Origin of the sequence: Ruminococcus albus AD2013, from assembly GCF_000526775.1 — a bacterium.
GTDB classification, from domain to species: domain Bacteria; phylum Bacillota; class Clostridia; order Oscillospirales; family Ruminococcaceae; genus Hominimerdicola; species Hominimerdicola alba_A.
Map to the genome: position 1 here is coordinate 1,168,501 of NZ_JAGS01000001.1, position 21,421 is coordinate 1,189,921.

Annotated in this window: 21 protein-coding genes; 14 read left to right on the top strand and 7 right to left on the bottom strand. The window is 45.5% G+C overall.

Annotation, left to right across the window (positions count from 1 at the left end; all coding sequences use genetic code 11):
- Positions 1-54 precede the first annotated feature (54 nt).
- From grpE to N773_RS0105270, 3 genes are all read right to left on the bottom strand, one after another.
- On the bottom strand, positions 55-627 hold the full coding sequence (gene grpE, locus N773_RS0105250; RefSeq protein ID WP_024856812.1) for a nucleotide exchange factor GrpE: 573 nt from the start codon (positions 625-627) through the stop codon (positions 55-57).
- Between the two features lie 17 nt (positions 628-644).
- Positions 645-1,661, bottom strand: coding sequence for a heat-inducible transcriptional repressor HrcA (gene hrcA, locus N773_RS0105255; RefSeq protein ID WP_024856813.1), 1,017 nt, complete (start codon positions 1,659-1,661; stop codon positions 645-647).
- A gap of 625 nt (positions 1,662-2,286) precedes the next feature.
- On the bottom strand, positions 2,287-2,760 hold the full coding sequence (locus N773_RS0105270) for a hypothetical protein (protein WP_024856815.1): 474 nt from the start codon (positions 2,758-2,760) through the stop codon (positions 2,287-2,289).
- 362 nt (positions 2,761-3,122) lie between these two features.
- Between N773_RS0105270 and pyk the strand changes: the two genes are divergently transcribed.
- Positions 3,123-4,541, top strand: a complete 1,419-nt coding sequence (pyk, locus tag N773_RS0105275; RefSeq protein WP_024856816.1) for a pyruvate kinase — start codon at positions 3,123-3,125, stop codon at positions 4,539-4,541.
- A gap of 108 nt (positions 4,542-4,649) precedes the next feature.
- Complete coding sequence (locus tag N773_RS0105280) at positions 4,650-5,006, top strand: hypothetical protein (protein WP_024856817.1); 357 nt, start codon at positions 4,650-4,652, stop codon at positions 5,004-5,006.
- Positions 5,007-5,118: 112 nt separating this feature from the next.
- On the opposite strand, the gene N773_RS0105285 is transcribed toward N773_RS0105280, so the two are convergent.
- Positions 5,119-5,514 carry a hypothetical protein gene (locus N773_RS0105285; protein ID WP_024856818.1) on the bottom strand — a complete coding sequence of 132 codons (396 nt, stop codon included), beginning with the start codon at positions 5,512-5,514 and terminating at the stop codon, positions 5,119-5,121.
- A 167-nt stretch (positions 5,515-5,681) separates the two neighbouring features.
- Complete coding sequence (locus tag N773_RS0105290; protein WP_242840355.1) at positions 5,682-8,372, bottom strand: cation-translocating P-type ATPase; 2,691 nt, start codon at positions 8,370-8,372, stop codon at positions 5,682-5,684.
- Positions 8,373-8,665: 293 nt separating this feature from the next.
- Here N773_RS0105290 and N773_RS0105295 point away from each other — a divergent pair, with 293 nt between their 5' ends.
- The 5 genes from N773_RS0105295 to N773_RS0105320 are packed head-to-tail and all read left to right on the top strand — an operon-like array spanning position 8,666 to position 12,368.
- On the top strand, positions 8,666-9,124 hold the full coding sequence (locus tag N773_RS0105295) for an NUDIX hydrolase (RefSeq protein ID WP_024856820.1): 459 nt from the start codon (positions 8,666-8,668) through the stop codon (positions 9,122-9,124).
- A 24-nt stretch (positions 9,125-9,148) separates the two neighbouring features.
- Positions 9,149-10,495 (top strand): MurT ligase domain-containing protein, encoded by a 1,347-nt coding sequence (locus tag N773_RS0105300; RefSeq protein ID WP_024856821.1) that lies wholly within the window; start codon positions 9,149-9,151, stop codon positions 10,493-10,495.
- On the top strand, positions 10,495-11,238 hold the full coding sequence (locus tag N773_RS0105305; RefSeq protein WP_024856822.1) for a type 1 glutamine amidotransferase: 744 nt from the start codon (positions 10,495-10,497) through the stop codon (positions 11,236-11,238). The genes N773_RS0105300 and N773_RS0105305 overlap by 1 nt, the downstream gene beginning before the upstream one ends.
- Positions 11,239-11,248: 10 nt before the next feature.
- Positions 11,249-11,620: a hypothetical protein gene (locus tag N773_RS22875; RefSeq protein ID WP_242836184.1), complete on the top strand. Its 372-nt coding sequence runs from the start codon at positions 11,249-11,251 to the stop codon at positions 11,618-11,620.
- A 28-nt stretch (positions 11,621-11,648) separates the two neighbouring features.
- Positions 11,649-12,368 (top strand): endonuclease V, encoded by a 720-nt coding sequence (locus N773_RS0105320; protein ID WP_024856823.1) that lies wholly within the window; start codon positions 11,649-11,651, stop codon positions 12,366-12,368.
- 62 nt (positions 12,369-12,430) lie between these two features.
- Here N773_RS0105320 and N773_RS0105325 read toward each other — a convergent pair whose 3' ends face one another.
- On the bottom strand, positions 12,431-13,426 hold the full coding sequence (locus N773_RS0105325) for a LacI family DNA-binding transcriptional regulator (protein WP_024856824.1): 996 nt from the start codon (positions 13,424-13,426) through the stop codon (positions 12,431-12,433).
- 128 nt (positions 13,427-13,554) lie between these two features.
- Positions 13,555-13,980 (bottom strand): hypothetical protein, encoded by a 426-nt coding sequence (locus N773_RS23390; protein WP_347495398.1) that lies wholly within the window; start codon positions 13,978-13,980, stop codon positions 13,555-13,557.
- A gap of 185 nt (positions 13,981-14,165) precedes the next feature.
- Here N773_RS23390 and N773_RS0105335 point away from each other — a divergent pair, with 185 nt between their 5' ends.
- The 7 genes from N773_RS0105335 (at position 14,166) to N773_RS0105365 (ending at position 21,374) form a co-directional block, all read left to right on the top strand.
- A complete protein-coding gene (locus N773_RS0105335) occupies positions 14,166-15,041 on the top strand; it encodes an IS1595 family transposase (RefSeq protein WP_024856826.1) in 876 nt (291 codons plus the stop codon).
- A 330-nt stretch (positions 15,042-15,371) separates the two neighbouring features.
- Complete coding sequence (thiM, locus tag N773_RS0105340; RefSeq protein ID WP_024856827.1) at positions 15,372-16,193, top strand: hydroxyethylthiazole kinase; 822 nt, start codon at positions 15,372-15,374, stop codon at positions 16,191-16,193.
- Positions 16,180-16,821 carry a thiamine phosphate synthase gene (gene thiE / locus N773_RS0105345; protein ID WP_024856828.1) on the top strand — a complete coding sequence of 214 codons (642 nt, stop codon included), beginning with the start codon at positions 16,180-16,182 and terminating at the stop codon, positions 16,819-16,821. Before thiM ends, thiE begins: the two co-directional genes overlap by 14 nt.
- Positions 16,822-16,994: 173 nt before the next feature.
- Complete coding sequence (thiD, locus tag N773_RS19745) at positions 16,995-17,783, top strand: bifunctional hydroxymethylpyrimidine kinase/phosphomethylpyrimidine kinase (protein WP_037289541.1); 789 nt, start codon at positions 16,995-16,997, stop codon at positions 17,781-17,783.
- Between the two features lie 21 nt (positions 17,784-17,804).
- Positions 17,805-18,509, top strand: a complete 705-nt coding sequence (locus N773_RS0105355) for a class I SAM-dependent DNA methyltransferase (protein ID WP_024858916.1) — start codon at positions 17,805-17,807, stop codon at positions 18,507-18,509.
- A gap of 10 nt (positions 18,510-18,519) precedes the next feature.
- Positions 18,520-19,182, top strand: coding sequence for a TenA family protein (locus tag N773_RS0105360; RefSeq protein ID WP_024856829.1), 663 nt, complete (start codon positions 18,520-18,522; stop codon positions 19,180-19,182).
- 284 nt (positions 19,183-19,466) lie between these two features.
- Positions 19,467-21,374: a glycosyl hydrolase gene (locus N773_RS0105365; protein ID WP_024856830.1), complete on the top strand. Its 1,908-nt coding sequence runs from the start codon at positions 19,467-19,469 to the stop codon at positions 21,372-21,374.
- The last annotated feature ends 47 nt before the right edge of the window (positions 21,375-21,421 follow it).

The following is a 21,421-nucleotide window of genomic DNA, read 5'->3' on the forward strand; positions in this document are numbered from 1 at the left end:
ATCCTTTCAGTTCATATGAAGTTTAAGTGATCTTATAATTCAATACTAATTTAACTACGGATTAGCCACAACTACCATCGCATATCTGATGACTTTGTCGCCTATCCTGTAACCCTTCTGGAATACCTGAGCCACAACGTTCTCGCCAAGCTCGGGGTCTTCTATCTGGTTTACTGCATTAGCTATATTCGGGTCGAATACCTCGCCCACAGGATCGATAGCTTCGATCCCAAGCTTTGTCAGTGCATCGCTGAACTGCTTGAATATCATCTCTATACCCTGCTTGTAGGCTTCGTCCTGAGTTTCTGTACCCAGTGCCCTCTCGAAATTGTCAAGTACGGGAAGTATGTCGGAAAGAGTATCAGCCTTTACAGAAGCGGAAATATCCAGTCTCTCCTTAGCCGAACGCTTACGGAAATTATCGTACTCAGCCATAAGTCTGAGGTACTTGTCCTTGCTGTCAGCCAGTTCAGCTTTAAGCTTTTCTTCCTCGCTCTGAGTGTTCTCCTCAGCAGCGTTATCTGCGTTTTCTTCCTTCTCCGTATCCTCCGCAGCCTCTTCGGATGTTTCCTCAGCCTCAGCTGCTTCCTCTTCCAGCTCTTCCTTTATCTCTTCATCAAAAGCCATTTCTGCGCCTGCCTTTCTCAGTCGTTATTGTCATCATCATCTCTCTCGGATATCAGGTCTGTTATCCTCGATGTGAAGTATTCAAGATATGGTATGAATTTTGCGTAATCTATCCTCATGGGTCCTATCAGTCCCAGCGCACCCGCCATCTGTCCGTCCTTTGAAAACGGCGCGGTTATCATCGATGAATTGTGTATCACAAATCCGTCGTTCTCGGGTGAGAACATTACATTCAATCCTGAGAATGTGCTGTCGATGAATGCCATGAGTTCCTTTTCATTATCAAGGAAAGATATTATCTCAGTCTGATCGAGATCCTTGCAGGTCAGCAGATTTTTCTGACCGTTCAGGCTCACGCTGCGATCGAGCTCTTTTGTCATTTTCAGTACTTCGGAGACCAGCGGAGAAAGGGTCATCATGTAAGCCCCCATAGCCTCCGTCAGCTTTTCCATATTAGCGTCTGATATCTCGCTTATCGGAACACCGTTCAGGTTCTGCTTAACGAAATTATCAAAGAATTCAAGCTGTTCATTGGTAAGATCAAATTCCAGGCGGCAGACCTTATTTTTGATCTCGCCGTTTGAGGTTATCATCAGTATGACGTACATCCTCTTACCCGTAGGTATTACCTCGACTTTGGATATCAGCGAAAATTTAGGTGTGGAGTTTGCTACCACCGTAGCGCACTTTGTAAGCTCTGCCAACGCAAGAGAAGCGCTTTCCACCAGATCTTTCTCGGTGACGAAGTCATCGGGAAGCATGGAATCCAGTTTGTTCTTCTCTTCCTCGCTGAGAGGATTCTGTTCCATCAGCTTATCCACATAAAGTCTGTACCCTTTATAAGTAGGTACACGCCCCGCCGAAGTGTGGGGCTGTTCAAGATAGCCCTGCTTTTCTAGTTCAGCCATCTCATTTCGTATCGTGGCGGAAGATGCCTTGACATGAGCCATTATAGCCTTTGAGCCAACAGGCTCACCCGATACTATATATTCATCTACCACCGCAGATAATATTTTAAGTTTTCTGTCGTCCATCAGCTCACCGTCCCGCCTTTCCTGAGTTCAGCTTGTTTAGCACTCGCAACTTTCAGGTGTTAGCACTCATTCTCCTCGAGTGCTAATTATAGTTTATACCTTTTCGCTCATTTTGTCAAGTCCTTTGGGAATTTATTTTCACCAAACTTGTATGTTCCATCGAAAGCATATTGTACACATTTTACAATTCGCCGTTCAAAGTGCGCTAATACGACAAAAAAGGCTGTCCGGAATAAAAGCAGTCTGGAAGTGATAAAAATTATATTCCAAAGAATTTTCTCCTTACGAAACATCATACGACCCTATTCCACAGAATAAAGTCGTATGACCTCGTATACCAAAAAATACAAAGCAAAAACCGCCGGATCACTCCGACGGTCATCACACCAATCTTTCATTAAAGGAGGTCCCTGTTTGCAAAAACAAACGACGACCATTCACATCACGCAAGTATAATATAGCCCATTTCAGCACAGTTGTCAAGTGTTTTCAGATATCTTCTACAATTTACGACAAAACGGAATATATTAATTATACAGTTTATACCAGTGTATACCACCGTATACCATCTCATACGACCGTAAAAAAGGCTGCCGAAGATCGACAGCCTATGTATCATATAAGATCATTTTCTTCCCTCGGGAGGTCCGCCCACACCGTTCTTTTTGAGTATCAGCTTCATAAAAGGATCTCCCACAAGAAATATCAGCAGATACGCTACCACAAGACTTATCATCATTGACTTGCCAAGCATGATAACATAAGGCGGTCTGTGTGCGGCAGGTATCTTCACAAAATTGATCGTTACCATACATATGGTGATTATCGGTGTATAAATAAGGTCGGAAATAAGGCTTCCCAGCGCACGACAGGCAAAGGGCTTCCCTGTTATGCCAGCCTTTTCACAGGCCTTGTCTTCAAGCGGCTTCATAGGCACAAAACACCCGATAACAAGGCTTATCGCAAGGCTTTCCAGAAAGCTTTTCAAAAATTCCACAGGTGTAAAATTCCCCGAAGAGAATGTTCCGATGAAAGACAAACACAGACTAAGCGTTATCCCCATCATTATACTCATCTGTGACTTTATCTTTTTTTCCATAAAAATTCCACCGCTCTCATTTTTGGATATCGTAGTATACTACTATCACGATACACGCATAAAATCGTGCTCATGTTACATTTTTGCAATACACCGTAAATACATTATGGCATTTTTTTATACAATTGTCAAGTAGATTTTGGCAATTTGTGTTTTTTGACAATTTTTTGTCAATCCATGCTTAAGGTTTGCCAAAAATGAACTTGACAAGCAATTTTTGATGTAGTATAATTGAAATTGATTTTGATAAACTTGCCGCACATGATATTTTATCCCGAAAAATATCTTTGCGGCATCCGTACAATTGACCTGAAACTCACCGTTTCAGGGATGTTTGCTTAATTTAACAGGAGTCTGATATTATGCGCAAAACCAAGATAGTATGCACCATAGGTCCCGCAACAGATGATGAGAATATCCTCAGAGATATGATGAAAAACGGCATGGACGTTGCCCGCTTCAACTTCTCACACTCTGAACATTCCGTACATCAGCAGAGATTTGAGACTATAACCCGTCTGCGTGACGAAATGGGTCTAAATATCGCAACACTGATGGATACCAAGGGTCCCGAGATAAGACTTAAAGATTTCAAGGACCACAAGCCTGTCACCATCAAGGACGGCGATATGTTCACACTGACAACCAGAGATGTTGAGGGCGATGAGACCATATGCTCCATCACTTTCGCAAAGCTCCCGCAGGATATCACCACAGGCACAAGGATCCTTATAAATGACGGTGTTATCGAGCTGAAAGCCGTTAAGATAGACTCCACCGATATCCAGTGCGAGATAATCCACGGCGGTGTGGTATCCGACCACAAGGGCATAAATGTTCCCGGTGTCAAGCTTTCAATGCCCTATATCTCCGATGCTGATATGGCAGACCTCGCTTTCGGCGCGAAAATGGGCTTTGACTTCATTGCGGCTTCTTTCGTAAGAACAGGCGCAGATGTCACCTACCTGAGAAAATTCACCCAGAGCCTCGGCTGGTTCAATCCGAGAATTATCGCTAAGATAGAAAATGCCGAGGGCGTTGAGAACATCGACGAGATACTCGAAGCCGCTGACGGTATAATGGTCGCAAGAGGCGACATGGGCGTTGAGATACCTTTTGAAAAGATACCCGCGATACAGAAAGACCTTATCCACAAGGCTTACAACGCAGGCAAGCAGGTCATCACTGCCACCCAGATGCTGGAATCCATGATAAACAATCCCAGACCTACCCGTGCCGAGATAACCGACGTTGCAAACGCCATCTACGACGGCACTTCCGCAATAATGCTCTCGGGCGAGACCGCAGCAGGCAAGTACCCTGTTGAGGTCGTAAAGACAATGAGCCTTATTGCCGAGACTACCGAGGGCGATATCGACTATGTGCGCCGTTTCCAGAAGCGTGACGATATCGACCATCCCAGCATAACCGATGCTATCTGCCACGCAACAGTTACCACAGCCCACGACCTTAAAGCGGCGGCTGTACTTACTGTTACCAAGAGCGGTGCTACCGCACGTATCCTTTCCAAGTACAGACCCGATTGTCCCATAATCGGTCTGACCACCGACCCTGTCACCTGCCACCAGATGAATATGTCATGGGGACTTCTCCCTGGTCTTGTGGAGGAAATGGACAACACCGACGAACTGATTTCCCGCGCTATCAAAGTCGCACTTGAAAAGGGCTACCTCAAAGAGGGCGACCTTGTAGTTATCACCGCAGGTGTACCCCTCGGAATGAGCGGTACCACCAACCTTATGAAGGTTGAAAGAGCATAGAATATCAAGCCGCAGTATTCCCGAAGCCATGGAAATACTGCGGCTTTTCTGTTGACATTTCTTTCTCGCTCGGATATAATATCTATAAATCGACTAAGGAGCATACATATGAAAAACATAAAAGCCTACCGTACATTTTACAGATATCTCGATAATATATGGAACTCGGAAGAGCACGACTGGTTAGGCGCATTACTGAGTCAGATGAGCTGGCTGCCCGATGGCAGTACAGCCGACCCTGCCCACGAATATGACTGGGACGATGCAGTCGGACAGGTAACCGACCCCGATGATGCATACATGATAGGTATGCAGTTTCTGAGGATATATCTGGATATCGGCTACATCGATGAGATAGGCGAGATACTTAAAGATATGGAAGCCCGCAAAAGGCTAGAACTCTGGGAAAAGGCTGTACATGATGTTGAACAAGGTCTGGATGACCCGTATCTTCACTTAGGTTGAGATATAGCAAATGCCCCCAGGCAGCGAAAGGTCGGTACTGATATAGAAGTTTTGCCCCGAAGCATTTCAAAAGGCTTCGGGGCATTGTATTTTATACGGTTCATAAGATAAATCAGAACTTAGGCGATTCGATTTCAATTATCCTTCTTTTATCAAATACTTCTTCTAATCCTAAATCTACCCCATCACAGTCTATTATAACATCTGTCGGAAATTCCTTTTCACTTACGATTTTTCTAAGTATCGAGACATTATTATATTTCAGCATAATCCATTTAGGAACATCAAAAGGCAGTTTTTGCAGATATTCTTCAAACTCAGAGGGAGCAAAGTTGCTTTTCATATCATCTGCATTCTCTTCTTTATAAAAGATAGCGTAGTCATTATTATCATATTGGATTTCCAGTTGTTCGTCATTCAGTATTATTTTTTTGCTATCTTTAAAATGCATTTTTGAAAAATGATTTAATGTGAATGAATCATCACCAATTAAAAATACCCATTGCATAAATAACCCCTCCAAATTCCGATTTATGTCAGTAATTATAGCACGATATCGCTGTATTGTCAATTATAACGCCATAGTACATCTGACTGAATATCAGAAATACTATGGCGAAAAACTCCTGTATCAGCGCAGCACTAAATGCACGGGGGCTGATTTTTTATACTGATCTAGTTCTGACCCTTTGCAGGTATATCAAAAGTCTTGCGCCTGCATATATTTTTCAAAGTTTCAAATGCACCCGAAAGCCCCGGCACAAGAAATGCCGAGCCAACCGAAACCGCAAGACACCTGATATCAGGTATTGCCGTGCTGAATATCTTCGACAGCACAGGAACGTATATCCCCGCGAAAAGCACCGCCGCCGAAGCAGTCACCGCGAACAGCAGAAAAGTATTGTTGAACAGCGGCACCGAGAACAGCGTCTTATCCTCGGATTTACATTCAAAAACGTGTATCAGCTGACTAAGCACCAGCGTGATAAGGGCACCCGTCCTAGCCACCGGAAGTGCCGCCCCCGATCTCAGCAGAACGGAGAAAGTACCAAGAGTGCAGATGCCGATAAGCACGCCCCTTATCAGCATACGCCACAGCAGTCCCCCGCTGAAAAAGCTGTCGTTCTCACGGCGGGGCATTTTCTCCATGATATTCTTTTCGGACGGTTCAAGCCCCAGTGCCACCGCAGGCAGACTGTCCGTAACAAGGTTCACCAGAAGTATCTGTGCCGGCAGCATCACCATAGGCAGACCCATCAGCAGTCCCCCGAACATGGTCACAACTTCACCAATATTGCTGGCTATCATGTAACGCACGAATTTTCGTATGTTTGAATAGATAGTCCTGCCGTCCTCAACAGCATTTACAAGGGTGGCAAAATTGTCATCAAGAAGTATCATGTCCGCCGCCTGCTTTGTAACTTCCGTGCCTTGTATCCCCATAGATACGCCGATATCAGCTTCCTTTACAGCAGGCGCATCGTTCACGCCGTCACCTGTCATTGCGCAGATATGCCCCTTTGCCTTGAACGCCCTGACGATCCGCATTTTATGTGCAGGAGTCACACGAGCGAATACCGAACAATTCTCGATGACCTCTGCAAGACGTTCATCGCTCATTCCGTCAAGTTCACCGCCTGTCAGCACGAGACTTCCCTGCTTCAAAATACCCACCTGTCTTGCTACCGCCGAAGCTGTAAGCTTATGATCGCCTGTTATCATAACAGTTCTGATACCAGCCCTGCCGCACTGCCGTACTGCCTTTGCCGCTTCGGGTCGGGGAGGGTCTTGCATACCCATCAGCCCGAGGAATACTGCACTTCCATCGGCAATTCGACAAAACGCCAGCACCCGCAGACCCTCAGCCGCAAACCTGTCTCCGATACGAGTGGCAGAAAGCTTTTCTTTACTGCCGAAAGGCTTCACCCCTGCCGCCGTCAGCACTGCGGTACACTCGTTTATTATAACATCGGGACTTCCCTTTTTGAATGATACCGCATTACCCTTTGTGCCGCGGCATATCACTGTCATGGAACGGCTTTCACTGTCAAATGGTATCTCATCTTTACGAGCGTATTCCAAATTATACGAAGTTATACCAAAGTCTGCCGCCGCTAAAACTATTGCACATTCGGTGGGGTCACCTTCCGCAGTGTACCGTGTGGTATTTTTCTTTGATTTCAGAATAGATGTCGGTGCTTCTTTTACCACCGCATTCGAACACTGTGTTCCGCATACCATAAGTTCTTTAATGGTATCGGGAAGTTCGGAAGTCAGTTTAGCCGTTTCGATGACATTACCACTGCCATCGGATACCGCCGTTACTTTCATCTTGTTCTGCGTGACAGTACCAGTCTTATCGGTGCAGATAACAGTTGCACAGCCAAGTGTTTCCACAGAATGAAGCTTGTGTACAAGTGCATTCCGCCGAAGCATTTTCCGTACCGCGAGGGAGAGTGCTATGGTCACAGCGGCAGGAAGGCCCTCGGGGATAGCGGCTATCGCCACGGTTATGCCTGTCATTGCCATATCAAAAAGCGGTTCGCCCCGAAGAAGTCCCGCGATAAACACGATAAAGCAGATAACAATGCATATCACCGCAAGAGTACGCCCTAGTTCCGCAAGCTTTTTTTGAAGCGGTGTGAGTTCTTCCTCAATGCTTTCAAGCATGACAGACACCCTGCCCATCTGCGTGCGTTTGCCTGTTGCTGTTGTTCTGACAACTGCACTTCCTTTTGTGACCACAGTTCCCATATACGCCATATATGACTTGTTCAGAGAGGAAAAATCCACTTCGTCACTGCGCACCTGCTTGCTTACAGGTTCTGCTTCACCCGTAAGTACTGATTCATCACAGCAAAGCATTTTAGCACTTATGATGTAACCGTCAGCAGGAACTTTGTCCCCCGCTTCAAGAGTGAAAACATCTCCGACAGCCAGCATTTCAGCGGGGAGAGTTTTAAGAATCCCATCGCGGTAGACCCGTGCGGTCGGGGCAGTCATTGCTTCAAGCTTTTCAAGAGTTTTCTCACATCTGAATTCCTGAATGAACCCAAGCAGGGCGTTTATCACCACCACCGCGATAATTGGTACAGCGTCCGTATACTGCCCCATAAGAACAGATACCGCCGTAGCCCCCAGAAGTATCATCACCATAACATCGTGAAACTGCCCCAGAAATATCTTCATAGCACCCTTGTGCCGCTTCCCGCCCAGCACGTTCCTGCCCTCAGCTTCAAGCCGCTGTTCAGCCTCCGCCGAGGACAGACCGGGCACTTCTTCATCTGAAATTTTGGTACATTCAAGTTTCTTATCCAGTATCCCGTACATATCGATCTTCCTTTCATCATCAGGACTTTTTTGCATATTCCCGCCCCGCTGAACTTCACAGCAGGCGCGGCGCTACTATAAGTCTATTCACGCGGACAGGGATTATGACCGTCCGAGATAGACAAACAAGCTCATAACTCTGGATTTTTGGGCGATTTTCGCTATTGACATTTGGTGTGAATTGTTATATTATTAATAATGGTGTTTTGTCGTCAAGTGTACAGCCCTGTTCCGACAAAATTCAAAGACGGCGTAATTCACAGCTGTACGTGAATGATAGAAATGCGGGTATCAAATCCCGCCGCCGTACTATAATGCGGAGGTATTCTATGAGCGGTTATATTTCCGATATGCGAAAGCTAGTAGGGCACAGGACACTGATCCAGTGTGCCGGAAGCGTGATATGTGTTGATGACAAGGGCAGACTTCTCCTTGGCAGACGCACCGACAATCATCTGTGGGGATACGCAGGGGGTTCTGTTGAGATAGATGAAAAGATCGAAGACTGCGCAAAGCGTGAGCTTTTCGAGGAAACAGGCATCATCGCCGACGAGCTTGAATTGTTCTGCATCAACTCGGGCAAAGAGGCGCACTACATCTACCCCAACGGCGATGAAGTTTCAAACGTCGAGATAATATATATCTGCAAAAAATATCACGGTGAGTTGAGACCGCAGGAAGAAGAGATAGAAGAACTCCGGTTCTTCCGCCCCGAGGAAATAACCCTTAATATGATATCCCCGCCCATACGTCCCGTTTTTGAAAAATACCTGAGCGGGATACTTTAGAAAGAAAAATTACGGAGAGATGATATGAGTATAAAAAATACGCTGACCATCTGGTTCGGCAAACTTATGGTAAAAACACTGCACCTGCTGGGCAGGGACGCGGGCAACGCACCGGGTCTCGTGCTCTGGGAGCTGAATAAAGACTGTCTTAAAGCTTTCAAGGTTGACTGCCCCATAATAGCAGTAACAGGCACTAACGGAAAAACTTCCGTTACAAATTACCTGAACCACATTTTTGAAAGCACAGGCAAGAAAATAATCACAAACAAGCAGGGCAATAATCTTGACACGGGTATAACCTCACTGCTTTTACAGAACTGCGATATGAAAGGCAGGGTAAAGGCAGATTATCTTGTGCTTGAAGTCGATGAGAGCCATGTGCCCGTCATTTTCTCGAAGATGAAGCTTGAAACGCTGGTACTGCTGAATTTCTTCCGTGACCAGCTTGACAGAAACGGCGAGGTGGAGACCCTTATACTTAAAGTAAAGAAATTTTTGGAGACCTACGAGGGCAATGTGGTGCTGAATGCGGACGACCCAAATGTTTCCAGACTTGGTCTTGCAAACCCTAACAACAAGAACATCTACTATTTCAGCGTTGACCGCTATGCAGGCGCAACCGATAAACCATATGAAGTCGGTGAGGGAAAATTCTGTCCGAAATGCGGCACCGAACTTGTTTACGATTACTACCAGTACTCCCATGTGGGTAAGTTCAAATGTCCCAAATGCGGCTTTGGCGATGTAAAGCCCTACATCACCGCAAAGAATGTCAAGCTTGATGTCCCATCGGTTGAATTCGAGGGCGAGGAGTACAAGATAAGCCACAACAGCATCTACTACGTCTATAATCTTTCTGCTGTCTACACCGCGGCTAACCTTTATAATTTCGATAAAAAAGTCCTTCATGAGACGTTCGAGAAGTTTGAAGTCAACAACGGCAGACTTGAAAAATTCAGCGTTGACGGCAGTGAGCTTCTTGTAAATCTTGCGAAAAATCCCGTGGGTGCAAACATGACCCTGAGAGTTATGAACGAGCACAAGGGTGAAAAAGAACTGCTTTTCGTACTCAACGATAACCTTGCGGACGGTCATGACGTTTCGTGGATATGGGATATAAATTTCTCCGTATTCAACGATGTTTCACGAGTTGTCACCAGCGGCACAAGGGCTTATGATATCGCTATCAGGATAAAATGCTCGGGATACGACCCCGACAAGATAGTCGTAAGACCCGACCTTGACGATGCAATGGACGAGTTTTTCAAAAACAAGGGCTGCAAATATGCCATAGCAAATTACACCGCTATACAGCCCACACGCGCAGCGATAAAGCGCTATAAAGCAAAGACCGAAGGAGGGCAGGGCTGATGGAAAAACTGAAAATACTGCATATGTACCCCGCCATGCTCGACCTTTACGGCGACAGCGGAAATGTTGAAATACTTTCCTACCGCTGCAAAATGCGGGGTATTGAGACCGAAGTTTTCAAGCACGACCTGGGTGACAAAAACACCGATTTTTCGGGTGTGGATATAGTATACCTCGGAGGCGGTGCCGACTTTGAACAGCAGCTTCTGGCAGATGACCTGCTGGGTCTGAAAGACGAGATACGCAAGGCTTACGAAAGCGGCGTGTACTTCCTGATGATATGCGGCGGCTATCAGCTGATGGGTCAATACTATAAGGATTCAAACGGCAAGAAGATACCCGGTCTGGGTCTGTTCGATTATTACACCGTGGCTTCCACCAACAAGCGTGAAAGATGCATAGGTAATATCGTAGTTGAGACCACTCTCGGCGATGAAAAATATAAGGTCATCGGCTTTGAAAATCACGGCGGACAGACTACGAATGTGACTTCACCTTTCGGTAAAGTTCTCGCGGGCAACGGTAACGAATTTGCAAGCAGTATCGAGGGCTACACTGAGAAAAATGTCACCGCTACCTATCTCCACGGACCGCTTCTCTCGAAAAATCCCAAGCTTGCAGACCATATAATATCCTACTGCATGACGAGAAAAACAGGCAGTGCATACACTCCCGCACCCATAAACGATAAGCTTGAAGACGAGTGCCGCAAGGTGCTTCTGGAAAGGCTTCTCAAAAACTAAGAGGTGACCGATGTTCTCACTTTTCAGAAAAAGAACCGCTGATAACGAACCGCCGCTGAAAAAGCGTGTAGAGAAGATGAAGTGCCGCAAGATAAATTTTGTGGACGATGATCTTGACAAACTGTGCGCAGATATGAAAACGGACTGCAAAGCGCTGATGCGCCTGAAGCCCGTGAATTACTATGCGATAAAGAACAGCTACATCATGGGTATGCTGTATTCCGAAGAAGATTTTTCCGAGAATTTCATACAGCTTCTGCATTTTGAGGGCGAACGTCAGACAGGGAAAAGCGATATATTCCCTGTTGACACGGATACCGCGGTTAAACTGCTGGCTAAAGTAGGGATAATGATAGACCTCAAAAAGATACAGAAAAAGTAGTGCTTTATACAGAGAGTGAGGGTTGGATATGTCAGAAGAGATAAATACCGAAGACATGGAACAGATGCAGGAAAAATTCCGCGCCGTACAGGAAGAACTAGGCGGAAAGATATCATGCACTGACAGCTTCGATATCAATAGAATAAAGACTGTTGCAGGCATCGACCTTGCTTACTGGAAAGATGAAAATGACCGTGAACAGGCTGTCTGCTGTATCGTGGTCATAGACTATAAAACTCATGAGGTCATTGAAAAAAAGCATTTCGGCGGAAAGATCGACGTTCCGTATATGCCCGGATTTCTGGCATTCAGAGAACTCCCGCTGATACTGGAGACGGTGAAACTGCTTGAAAACATCCCCGATATATACGTTTTTGACGGCAACGGGTATCTTCACCCGCGGCACATGGGCATAGCTTCTCATGCTTCCTTTTATCTTGAAAGACCGACATTCGGCATAGCCAAAACATATTTCCGTGCCGACAAAAAGACCGATTATACCGAGCCATCACCCGAAAGCGGAAGCTTCACCGATATCGTGATAGGGGGCGAGGTCTACGGCAGAGCACTGAGGACACATACAGGTGTACGCCCTGTTTTCGTATCTGTCGGCAATAATATATCACTTGATAGTGCCTGCAATATCGCACTTGATCTCACCGACAAAGAGAGCCATATCCCCATACCCACAAGGCTCGCCGATCTTGATACCCATGTGATGCGTGAAAAACTGAGATCACAGAACTGAATACCGTCAAAAAAGCTGAGAACGTTCTTGAACGCCCTCAGCTTTTTATCATTCCGAAATTGTCAGTCCCCTGTGGACTGCCTCATTATAACTTTGTGGTCAACGGTGTAATAGTTATTGTCCTTCTTGGCAGAATGGATATTCTTTATAAGCTTCTCGATGACAAGCTCACCCATCTTGAAACATGGCTGTTCAACAGTCGATACGGTAGGCAGCATCATCTCGCACATGGTGATATTGTCAAATCCCATGACAGAGATATCCTTGCCCACCTCTATGCCAAGTTCGTAAGCACGGTGTATAACCGCAATAGCCAGCAGGTCGGATACAGCAAATACAGCAGTGGGTCTTTTTTCAAGACCTGCAAAATAGTTCATAGCATCAGTGCCGCAGTTATATTCATAGCTGTCACGGTAAACAAGTTCCTCGCGGAAAGGTATCCCCGCCTTTTCAAGTGCTTTCTTGTAGCCGTTCTCGCGGGCAGTTGAAGATATAGCCTCCGATTTCGTACCAAGAAAAGCGATATCCCTGTGACCCTTTTCGATAAGGGCAGTAACCGCATCAAAAGCTCCGCTTTCATCATCCACAGCAACCGTCAGCACATCTGCCCCGGGCACGCCCTCACAGCAAAGGGCGATATCGTAATTCTGTGCAAGTTTATTCAGTGAGTCCGCATCGTACATCGTACCCAGCAGAACCACGCCGTCAACCGTCCTGTTGAAAAGCATATTCATCTGCCTTGCCTCGGCAGTTGCGGTGTTATCCGAAAACGCTGTGATGATATCGTAACCCAGCTTTGAAGCATACCTCTGCATACCCGTAACAATTTTTGAATACAGCGAGTGTTCAGATGTAGGCATTATGCAGAGAATAACATTCGTCTCGCATTTTCTCAGGTTCCTGCCGAGAAAATTCGGAGAATAATGCAGTTTCTTGATAGCGTCATTTACCCTGGAAGCCGAATCCTCTGAAACATTACAGTTTCCGTTGAGTACCCTTGAAACCGTAGCAACAGATACCCCTGCTTCTCTTGCAACGTCCTTGATAGTAGCGCTCATAACATACTCCTTTCAGTAGTATCATATATCCTTCATTTATTAATTCGTATTATACCATACTTCAACTCAAAAGTAAAGACGCCGTGATACATTTTCACACATACGCTATGCATGAAACGACCGGTTTCTCAGTATACCTTTTTTATCTCTTCAATTTTGTATATTTCCTTAAACTTTGCCAGATCATCAGCATCTCTTATCAGCATTACCTCAGTGAAATGACCATCTTCTTTATTCTTGAAACCTGCTATCTGTTCACCTGTACAGATACTGCATTTTATCACAGCTGTCTGTTTATCGGGGTCAAATGGTATGTCTTCGCTGAGGTATCGCTCGTAGTAAGGTTTCTTGCCATGATCCTGTTTCATTTCAATGCAGAATACTATGATGAATCCTAAAAGGATAACTCCCCCGATAATACTGATTTTCCAATAAAAAATACCTGTAATTATCCTGATAACAGCAGGTAGCAGTAACCCGACGACCAAAGATAATACTATCCATGCCGCCCCAAAATGAATGGAATTGATCTTAGGTATCCTGAACTTACTCATAATTAATTTCTACCTCTATATACAAACTGCGTCAAGTACAAGTGATTTTATTTATTGCTTACATTACCGATCATGGTTATCCCTTTAACACACCACAGATAATTTACAATGCTGTCCAAATAAACAGACCTCAAAAACCAGAAAATATAGTATAATAGTGACAGAAACCGAAGGGAGCTGTCGCTATGTCAAAAAGATTTCCGAAACCTGAGATCACACTTGATGGGATATACTCAAAGTTCGCAGACGATGACTTTTGCAAGGATTTTCTGCTTGATATCCGCTTTGAAAAGGGCTTTGCCTGCCCGTTTTGCGGTGGCTCTGAGTACCGCAGGATAAGGTCACGTCATCTGCTGCGCTGCAAGTTATGTAAAGCAGATATTTCCGCCACAAACGGAACTTTTATGCACAGAACACATATTCCGCTCAGACTGTGGATAATCACCGCATTCCTCGTTATGAGCAACAAATGCAGCGTGTCCGCTGTTACTCTCATGAGAACTCTTGGCGTGACTTACAAGACTGCCTGGTACATCCTTCATCGCATCAGAAAAGCCATGAAATGCCGTGAAGAACGCTATTTGCTCGACGGGATCGTTGAACTTGATGACACGTATCTCGGTGCTCCGACTCACGGTAAAAAGCGTGGCAGAGGAACTGAAAAAGTCAAGATGATCGTAGCTTTATCAAAGAACGCAGCAGGAAATCCCGAGTACGTTAAAATGAGCGATGTGCCGAATTTAAAGGGTATAACTGTGGGTAGATTTGCCAGGGATAATATCCGCGCAGGTTCTAAGATCGAGAGTGATAATGCCCGAAGTTACAAGAAGCCGCTGGCACAGAAATACTTCCATATTTTTGAGACATATGATCCGACAAGCGGTCAGCTGAATTGGATGCATAAAGTTATATCAAACTTCAAAGCAATGATCATGGGAACTTATCACGGAAACGAAAAGATCCATACAGCGTTGTATGCTGCCGAATACTGCTACAAATTCAACCGCCGTAAGCTGGGAAACAGTGCGTATTTAAGGCTCTTGGCTGCTTTGGTTCAGTGATCTTACTTGTGGTGTGTTAAGGGGATAACCATATTACCGATTATACCATAATCGTCCCTTCTTTTCAATACGGTAAACTAAAAAACGTGAACGTGTATCAAATATCATTGTTAATACAAATGTGTTGACTTTTCCTTCGGATAGCGGTATAATAGTAATGTTATATATAAAGGGAAGATCATATCGTTGGGCTGAGAACCCTTAGACCTGGTGCGGATAATGCCGCCGTAGGAAGTCATAATGCGATTTTTTACAGGAGGTATCATACAGGTACCTTCTGTTTTTTGTGCGTCACTTATCCGCTGTATCATATTATCCGGAGGTATCAATATGCTTGGGACTATGCTGGAAAATGTCAGAAAAAATTGTCCGCTGATACATAACATCACAAACTATGTCACAGTCAATGACTGCGCAAATATCGTACTCGCCTGCGGGGCATCACCCATAATGGCTGATGACGAGGGCGAAGCTGCCGAGATAACCGCTATCTGCGGCGGTCTGAATATCAATATCGGTACACTTAACCACAATACAATACCCTCGATGTTCCTTGCAGGCAAAAAGGCGAATGAACTGGGACATCCCGTTCTTCTCGACCCTGTGGGTGCAGGCGCATCTAAACTCAGGACTGAAACAGCCTGCAAGCTTCTCGATGAGATAAAATTCACCTGCATACGCGGAAACATTTCCGAGATAAAGACCCTTGCTTCCGTTGGCGGTACCACCAAGGGCGTTGATGCTGATGCAGCCGATAAAGTCACCGAGGATAACCTCGAAAGCGTTATCGCTTTCACCAAGAAACTCGCTGAAAAGACAGGTGCTGTGATCGCCATAACAGGCGCTATAGATATTGTTGCCGATGCCAAAAAAGCATACATCATACGCAACGGACACCCGATGATGTCTTCCATAACAGGAACAGGCTGTCAGCTTTCTGCCATGACCACTGCTTTCATCACTGCCAACCCCGACCACACTCTTGAAGCTGTCGTAGCCGCTGTATGCACTATGGGATATGCAGGCGAAGTCGCTCATGAAAGACTTTCAGATAAGGACGGCAACTCAACTTACAGAAACTGCATCATCGACGCTGTATACAATATGACACCCGAAGCGTTGGAGAAAGGAGCAAAATATGAAGTGCGATAAAAATACTATGCTGCTCTACGCTGTTACAGACAGAGCATGGCTCGGAGATATGACCCTTTATCAGCAGGTGGAACTCGCCCTCAAAGGCGGTGTTACCTGTGTTCAGCTGCGCGAGAAGGAGCTTTCCGATGAGGATTTTCTTGCCGAAGCTATCGAGATATCCGCCCTTTGCAAAAAGTACGGAGTACCGTTTTTCATAAATGATAACGTGGATATAGCCGTAAAGTGCAAGGCAGACGGTATCCATGTCGGTCAGGAGGATATGGCTGCTGCAAAAGTCCGTGAACGTGTCGGCGAGGATATGATGATAGGTGTATCGGTACATTCCGTAAGCGAAGCCCTTGAAGCCGTAGCTGCAGGCGCTGACTGTCTCGGTGTAGGGGCAATGTTCTCCACCTCCACAAAAGCAGATGCAAGTGTACTTCCAAAGGATACCCTGCGTGATATTTGTAATGCGGTGGATATCCCTGTGGTCGCCATCGGTGGTATCGGCAAGGGGAATATCGATAAACTCAAAGGCACAGGCGTTGACGGAGTTGCTCTGGTAAGCGCTATATTCTCAGCTGAGGATATTGAAAGCGAATGCCGTGAGCTGAGAAAATTATCGGAAGAAATGGTACGCGGCTAAAGGGACGTACTATTTGGTATAAAAATTTATACGAAACGATACGAAAACATACGACCGTATTGTTTGGTATTCAGACCTATAACTAAACGATACTAATGTATACGGCGGCATATCGGGGGCACCACTCTATGCCGCGATATAAAACAATGCTAAATCTGAAAGGAGTTCTGAAAATGAAAAAGAAAACAGCATTGACCATTGCAGGAAGTGACTGCAGCGGAGGCGCCGGTATTCAGGCTGATCTGAAAACAATGACCATGAACGGTGTGTACGCCATGAGTGCGATCACCGCTCTTACCGCCCAGAATACGACAGGCGTAACAGGAATACTTGAATCCACTCCCGAATTTTTACAGCAGCAGATAGACGCTATCTTCGAGGACATCTTCCCCGATGCGGTAAAGATCGGTATGGTATCAACGGTCAGCCTTATCCGTGTGATAGCAGAAAGACTTGAACACTACAAGGCAAAAAATATAGTTGTCGATCCCGTTATGGTGGCTACCAGCGGTGCTAAGCTTATCGATGACAGTGCTATCGAAGAACTGAAAAAGAACCTTCTCCCGAAAGCCTGCGTCATCACACCCAATATCCCCGAAGCAGAAGTTCTTGCCGATATTAAGATCACCTGCGAAGATGATATGGTAGCAGCAGCAAAGCTTATCTTTGAGAAATTCGGCTGTGCTGTACTCTGCAAGGGCGGACACGCCATCAACGATGCAAACGATCTGCTTTACAATGCAGATGGTGCAAAATGGTTCAGGGGCAAGAGGATAGATAATCCCAACACCCACGGCACAGGCTGTACCCTTTCAAGTGCAATAGCCGCAAATCTTGCCAAAGGCGAGAGCCTTGAAAAGGCAGTTGAGAACGCTAAAAACTATATTTCGGGAGCACTTGCCGCACAGCTGGATCTCGGAAAAGGCAGCGGTCCTATGGATCACGCATTTATATTGAATTAAGATCACATGGAGGAATACACAATGGAAAACATCAAGCAGAAATTTGACGGATATGCAGATCAGTACGATCTGTGGTTCAAGGAGAACTCCAACCTATTTGAGAGCGAACTCAGACTCTTCAAAAAGGTGCTGGGTGACTATTCAGGCAAGAAAATGTTATCGGTAGGCTGCGGCAGCGGTCTTTTTGAGAGCTTCATCGACAGCTCAAATATCGAAGGTATCGAGCCCTCAAAGGATATGGGACAGATAGCTGAAAAGCGCGGCGTCAACGTTATTTGCTACGGACTTATCGAGGATATCGACCTGCCCGAAAAAAAGTACGATATCATCTATTTCAACGGCAGTTCAAGCTATATGGAAGACCTGACTCCCGTATACAAGAAGAGCCTTGCAGCCATTAAAGAAGGCGGCAAGCTGATACTTCTCGATGTTCCAAAGGAGAGCGCATTCGGATTTATGTATCTGCTTGGCAAGAGCCTTGGAACCTATGACCACGAGTATCTCAAGGGAACAATGCCGGGACTTCCCTACCCCATCGAACTGGCTTCATCGGGTGTATGGCATTCCACCGAGGAGAAGATAGGCGTTCTCAAAGATCTGGGTGTAACAAAATTCTCCTTCTACCAGACCCTTGTGAAGAACCCCATGTACACCAACGAAGAACCCGAAGAGGTTTCCGAGGGCTACAAGAGCGGCGGATATGTTGCGATAATCGCTGAAAAATAAGGTGCTCACGATGTCGAAGTTATCCGAAAAATTATATGAAAGAGCCAAGCCGCTTTGGGACAAAGAATCGGAAAATGAATTCGTTGCCGCAATGGCTGAGGGAACTCTTGAAGAAGAAAAGTACCGTGCCTATATGCTGCAGGACTACTTTTATCTGATAGACTATATTGATATACTGGAATGGATGCACGGACAGGCAGAGGATAATGAGGTCGCAGAGTTTTTGAAAAACGCCGCTGACAGCACACGGTATGAAAAGGACACTGTCCATATCCCAAACATGAAAAAACTGGGCATATCTGACGAAGAAATAAGCGTTGCCAAAAAAGCTCCCGACAGCGAGGAATACCTGAACTATATGATGGGCAAAGCCCGTGAAAGCCTGGTATACGGTATTACAGCCCTTTTACAGTGTTCATGGAGCTATGCCTACATCGCAAAGAAAGTTTCTGACAGGTACGGTGACAAGCTTAAAAGTTCACCTTATTCGGAATGGTTCAGCGCATACACATCTGACGAATATCAGGAAGCAAATCAGCGCTGGATAGATATCCTTGACCGCGTTGTGCAGGATATCTCATCTGCGGAAGAAGAAAAGCTGTGCATGATATTTGAAAAATGTGCTCATTATGAGACACGTTTCTGGAATATATTCATTTCGGTCAAACCATAAGAACAGACCCTAAGCTGTGGAGCGAACAAACGCTCCGCAGCTTTTTTTCACGACATTCCTCGATATCAAAACAAACGCTCCAAATGTAACATTTTGTAAAATTATTGATAATTCTATGAATTGTTATTATATTCAATCAATTTTTACCTAAGATACTTAAAATGTTTAAATTGTTAATCGATTACATAAATTGACAAAATACAAATTTCGTTGTATAATACAAAAAAAGAGGCAATTATAACAATTTTTTATTGTTATTATTATTTTAATGGAGGATATATGTCATGAAAAACAATCTTAAAAAGGCTGTTTCAGCTTTGGCAGTATGCGCAGTTGCTTCTGCCTCAATGTCATCAGTAATGCCGCTGAGTGCGGCAGCAGCAGGTTCTTCTGCTGATACTTTCCCGTTCGTTATCGAAGCCGAGAACATGAAAGGTGCATCGGTGTGGACTGCGAACTACGGTCCGTCACCAAAGAACAGTTCAGGTGAAGGATTTTTCTACCTGACAAACAGCGCGGGTTCTTTCACTGTGAATGTTCCCGAAGACGGTATGTATACAATAACCGCAAGATGCGCACAGGTACTCAATCAGGAAGGCAGAATGCAGACAGTTGTTGTCAACGGCATCAAATGCTCGAAGAATATGCCTTACTCCGAGGAATGGACTGATCTGAGCTTCGGCAGTTTCCGACTTCACAAAGGTGAAAACACCATCGAATTCGTCAGCGAATACGGCTATATGGCTATCGATACGGTAACTGTCAGCGTTACTCCCAAGCATGATTATACGCTGGCTACCGATGAACTCACCGACAAGAAAGCTACTCCCGAAGCCAAGGCGCTGATGAAGTACCTCAAAAGCGTTTACGGAAGCCACATAATCGCAGGTCAGCAGGAGATATACGGCAGCGGTCACAGCAATAACTACGAATGGGAAAATGAATATCTTAAAGACCTGACAGGCAAAGTACCTGCTATCAAGGGCGTAGATTTCATGAACTACAATCCGCTGTACGGCTGGGATGACGGCACTACCGAGCGCTGCATCGAGTGGGCTACCAAGAGAAACGGTATCATCACAGCTTCGTGGCACATAAATATACCCAAGGATTTTGACAACTACGTTCTCGGTGAACCTGTGGGCTGGCAGCAGTGCAGCTACAAGAATTATCAGAGCGGCGAGGGCTCGATGAGCTTTGATACAAGAAACGTTGTCGTAAAGGGTACCAAGGAATACGATTATTTCCAGCTGGCTATGAAGGATCTTGCCGAACAGCTGCTGAAGCTTCAGGACGCAGGTGTACCCGTTATCTGGAGACCTCTGCACGAAGCACAGGGCAATGAGGGCAACTACTCCGACGGAACTGCATGGTTCTGGTGGGGCGACAGGGGCGCTGAGACCTACAAGGAGATCTGGAAACTGCTGTATAAGACACTTACCGAGGAATACGGTCTGCATAACCTCATCTGGGAATACAACAGCTATGACTATACAAATTCAGCTACATGGTATCCCGGTGATGAGTATGTTGATATCGTAGCTTACGACAAATACAACGTTGAATACAACCGCGGCGACGGAAAGACAAGCGGCCCCAATCTTCTGGCTATACCTGCAAAATTCGATTCGCTGTATGCGCTGACAAACGGCAAGAAGATGGTGGCTATGGCTGAAAACGACACTATCCCCGCAGTTGATAATCTTGTAGTTGAGGACGCAGGCTGGCTGTACTTCTGCCCCTGGTATGACGGCGGCGAAGACGGCGGTGTGCCTTTCCTTGGACCCAAGTATCAGGATATGGACGAGCTGAAAAAGATCTACCAGAGCGATTACTGCATTACTCTTGATGAACTGCCTGTTGATCTTTATACAAACGGCGGAAATAACGGCGGCAACAGCGATCCTCAGGAAGTTACCTATCCTACAAACATCAAGGTTAATTACAGCTCGAAGTATCACCAGGTTCAGTTCGTCTGGGATAAGGTCAAGGGTGCTGACAAATACGGTATCGCTGTATACCTTGCAGGCAAGTGGAGAGTCCAGACTTCAAACATTACAACAAACAGCTATGTAACTCCCAAGAACCTTACTCCCGGCATGAGCTACAAGGTAGCTATAGCAGCAAGAGTAGGCGGCAAGTGGGATACCGCTAATGCTATCAAGAATGCTGTAAGTGTTACTATCAAGTAATATCAGTCACACAAATATATAGAGCATAAAATGATACGGGACGACCG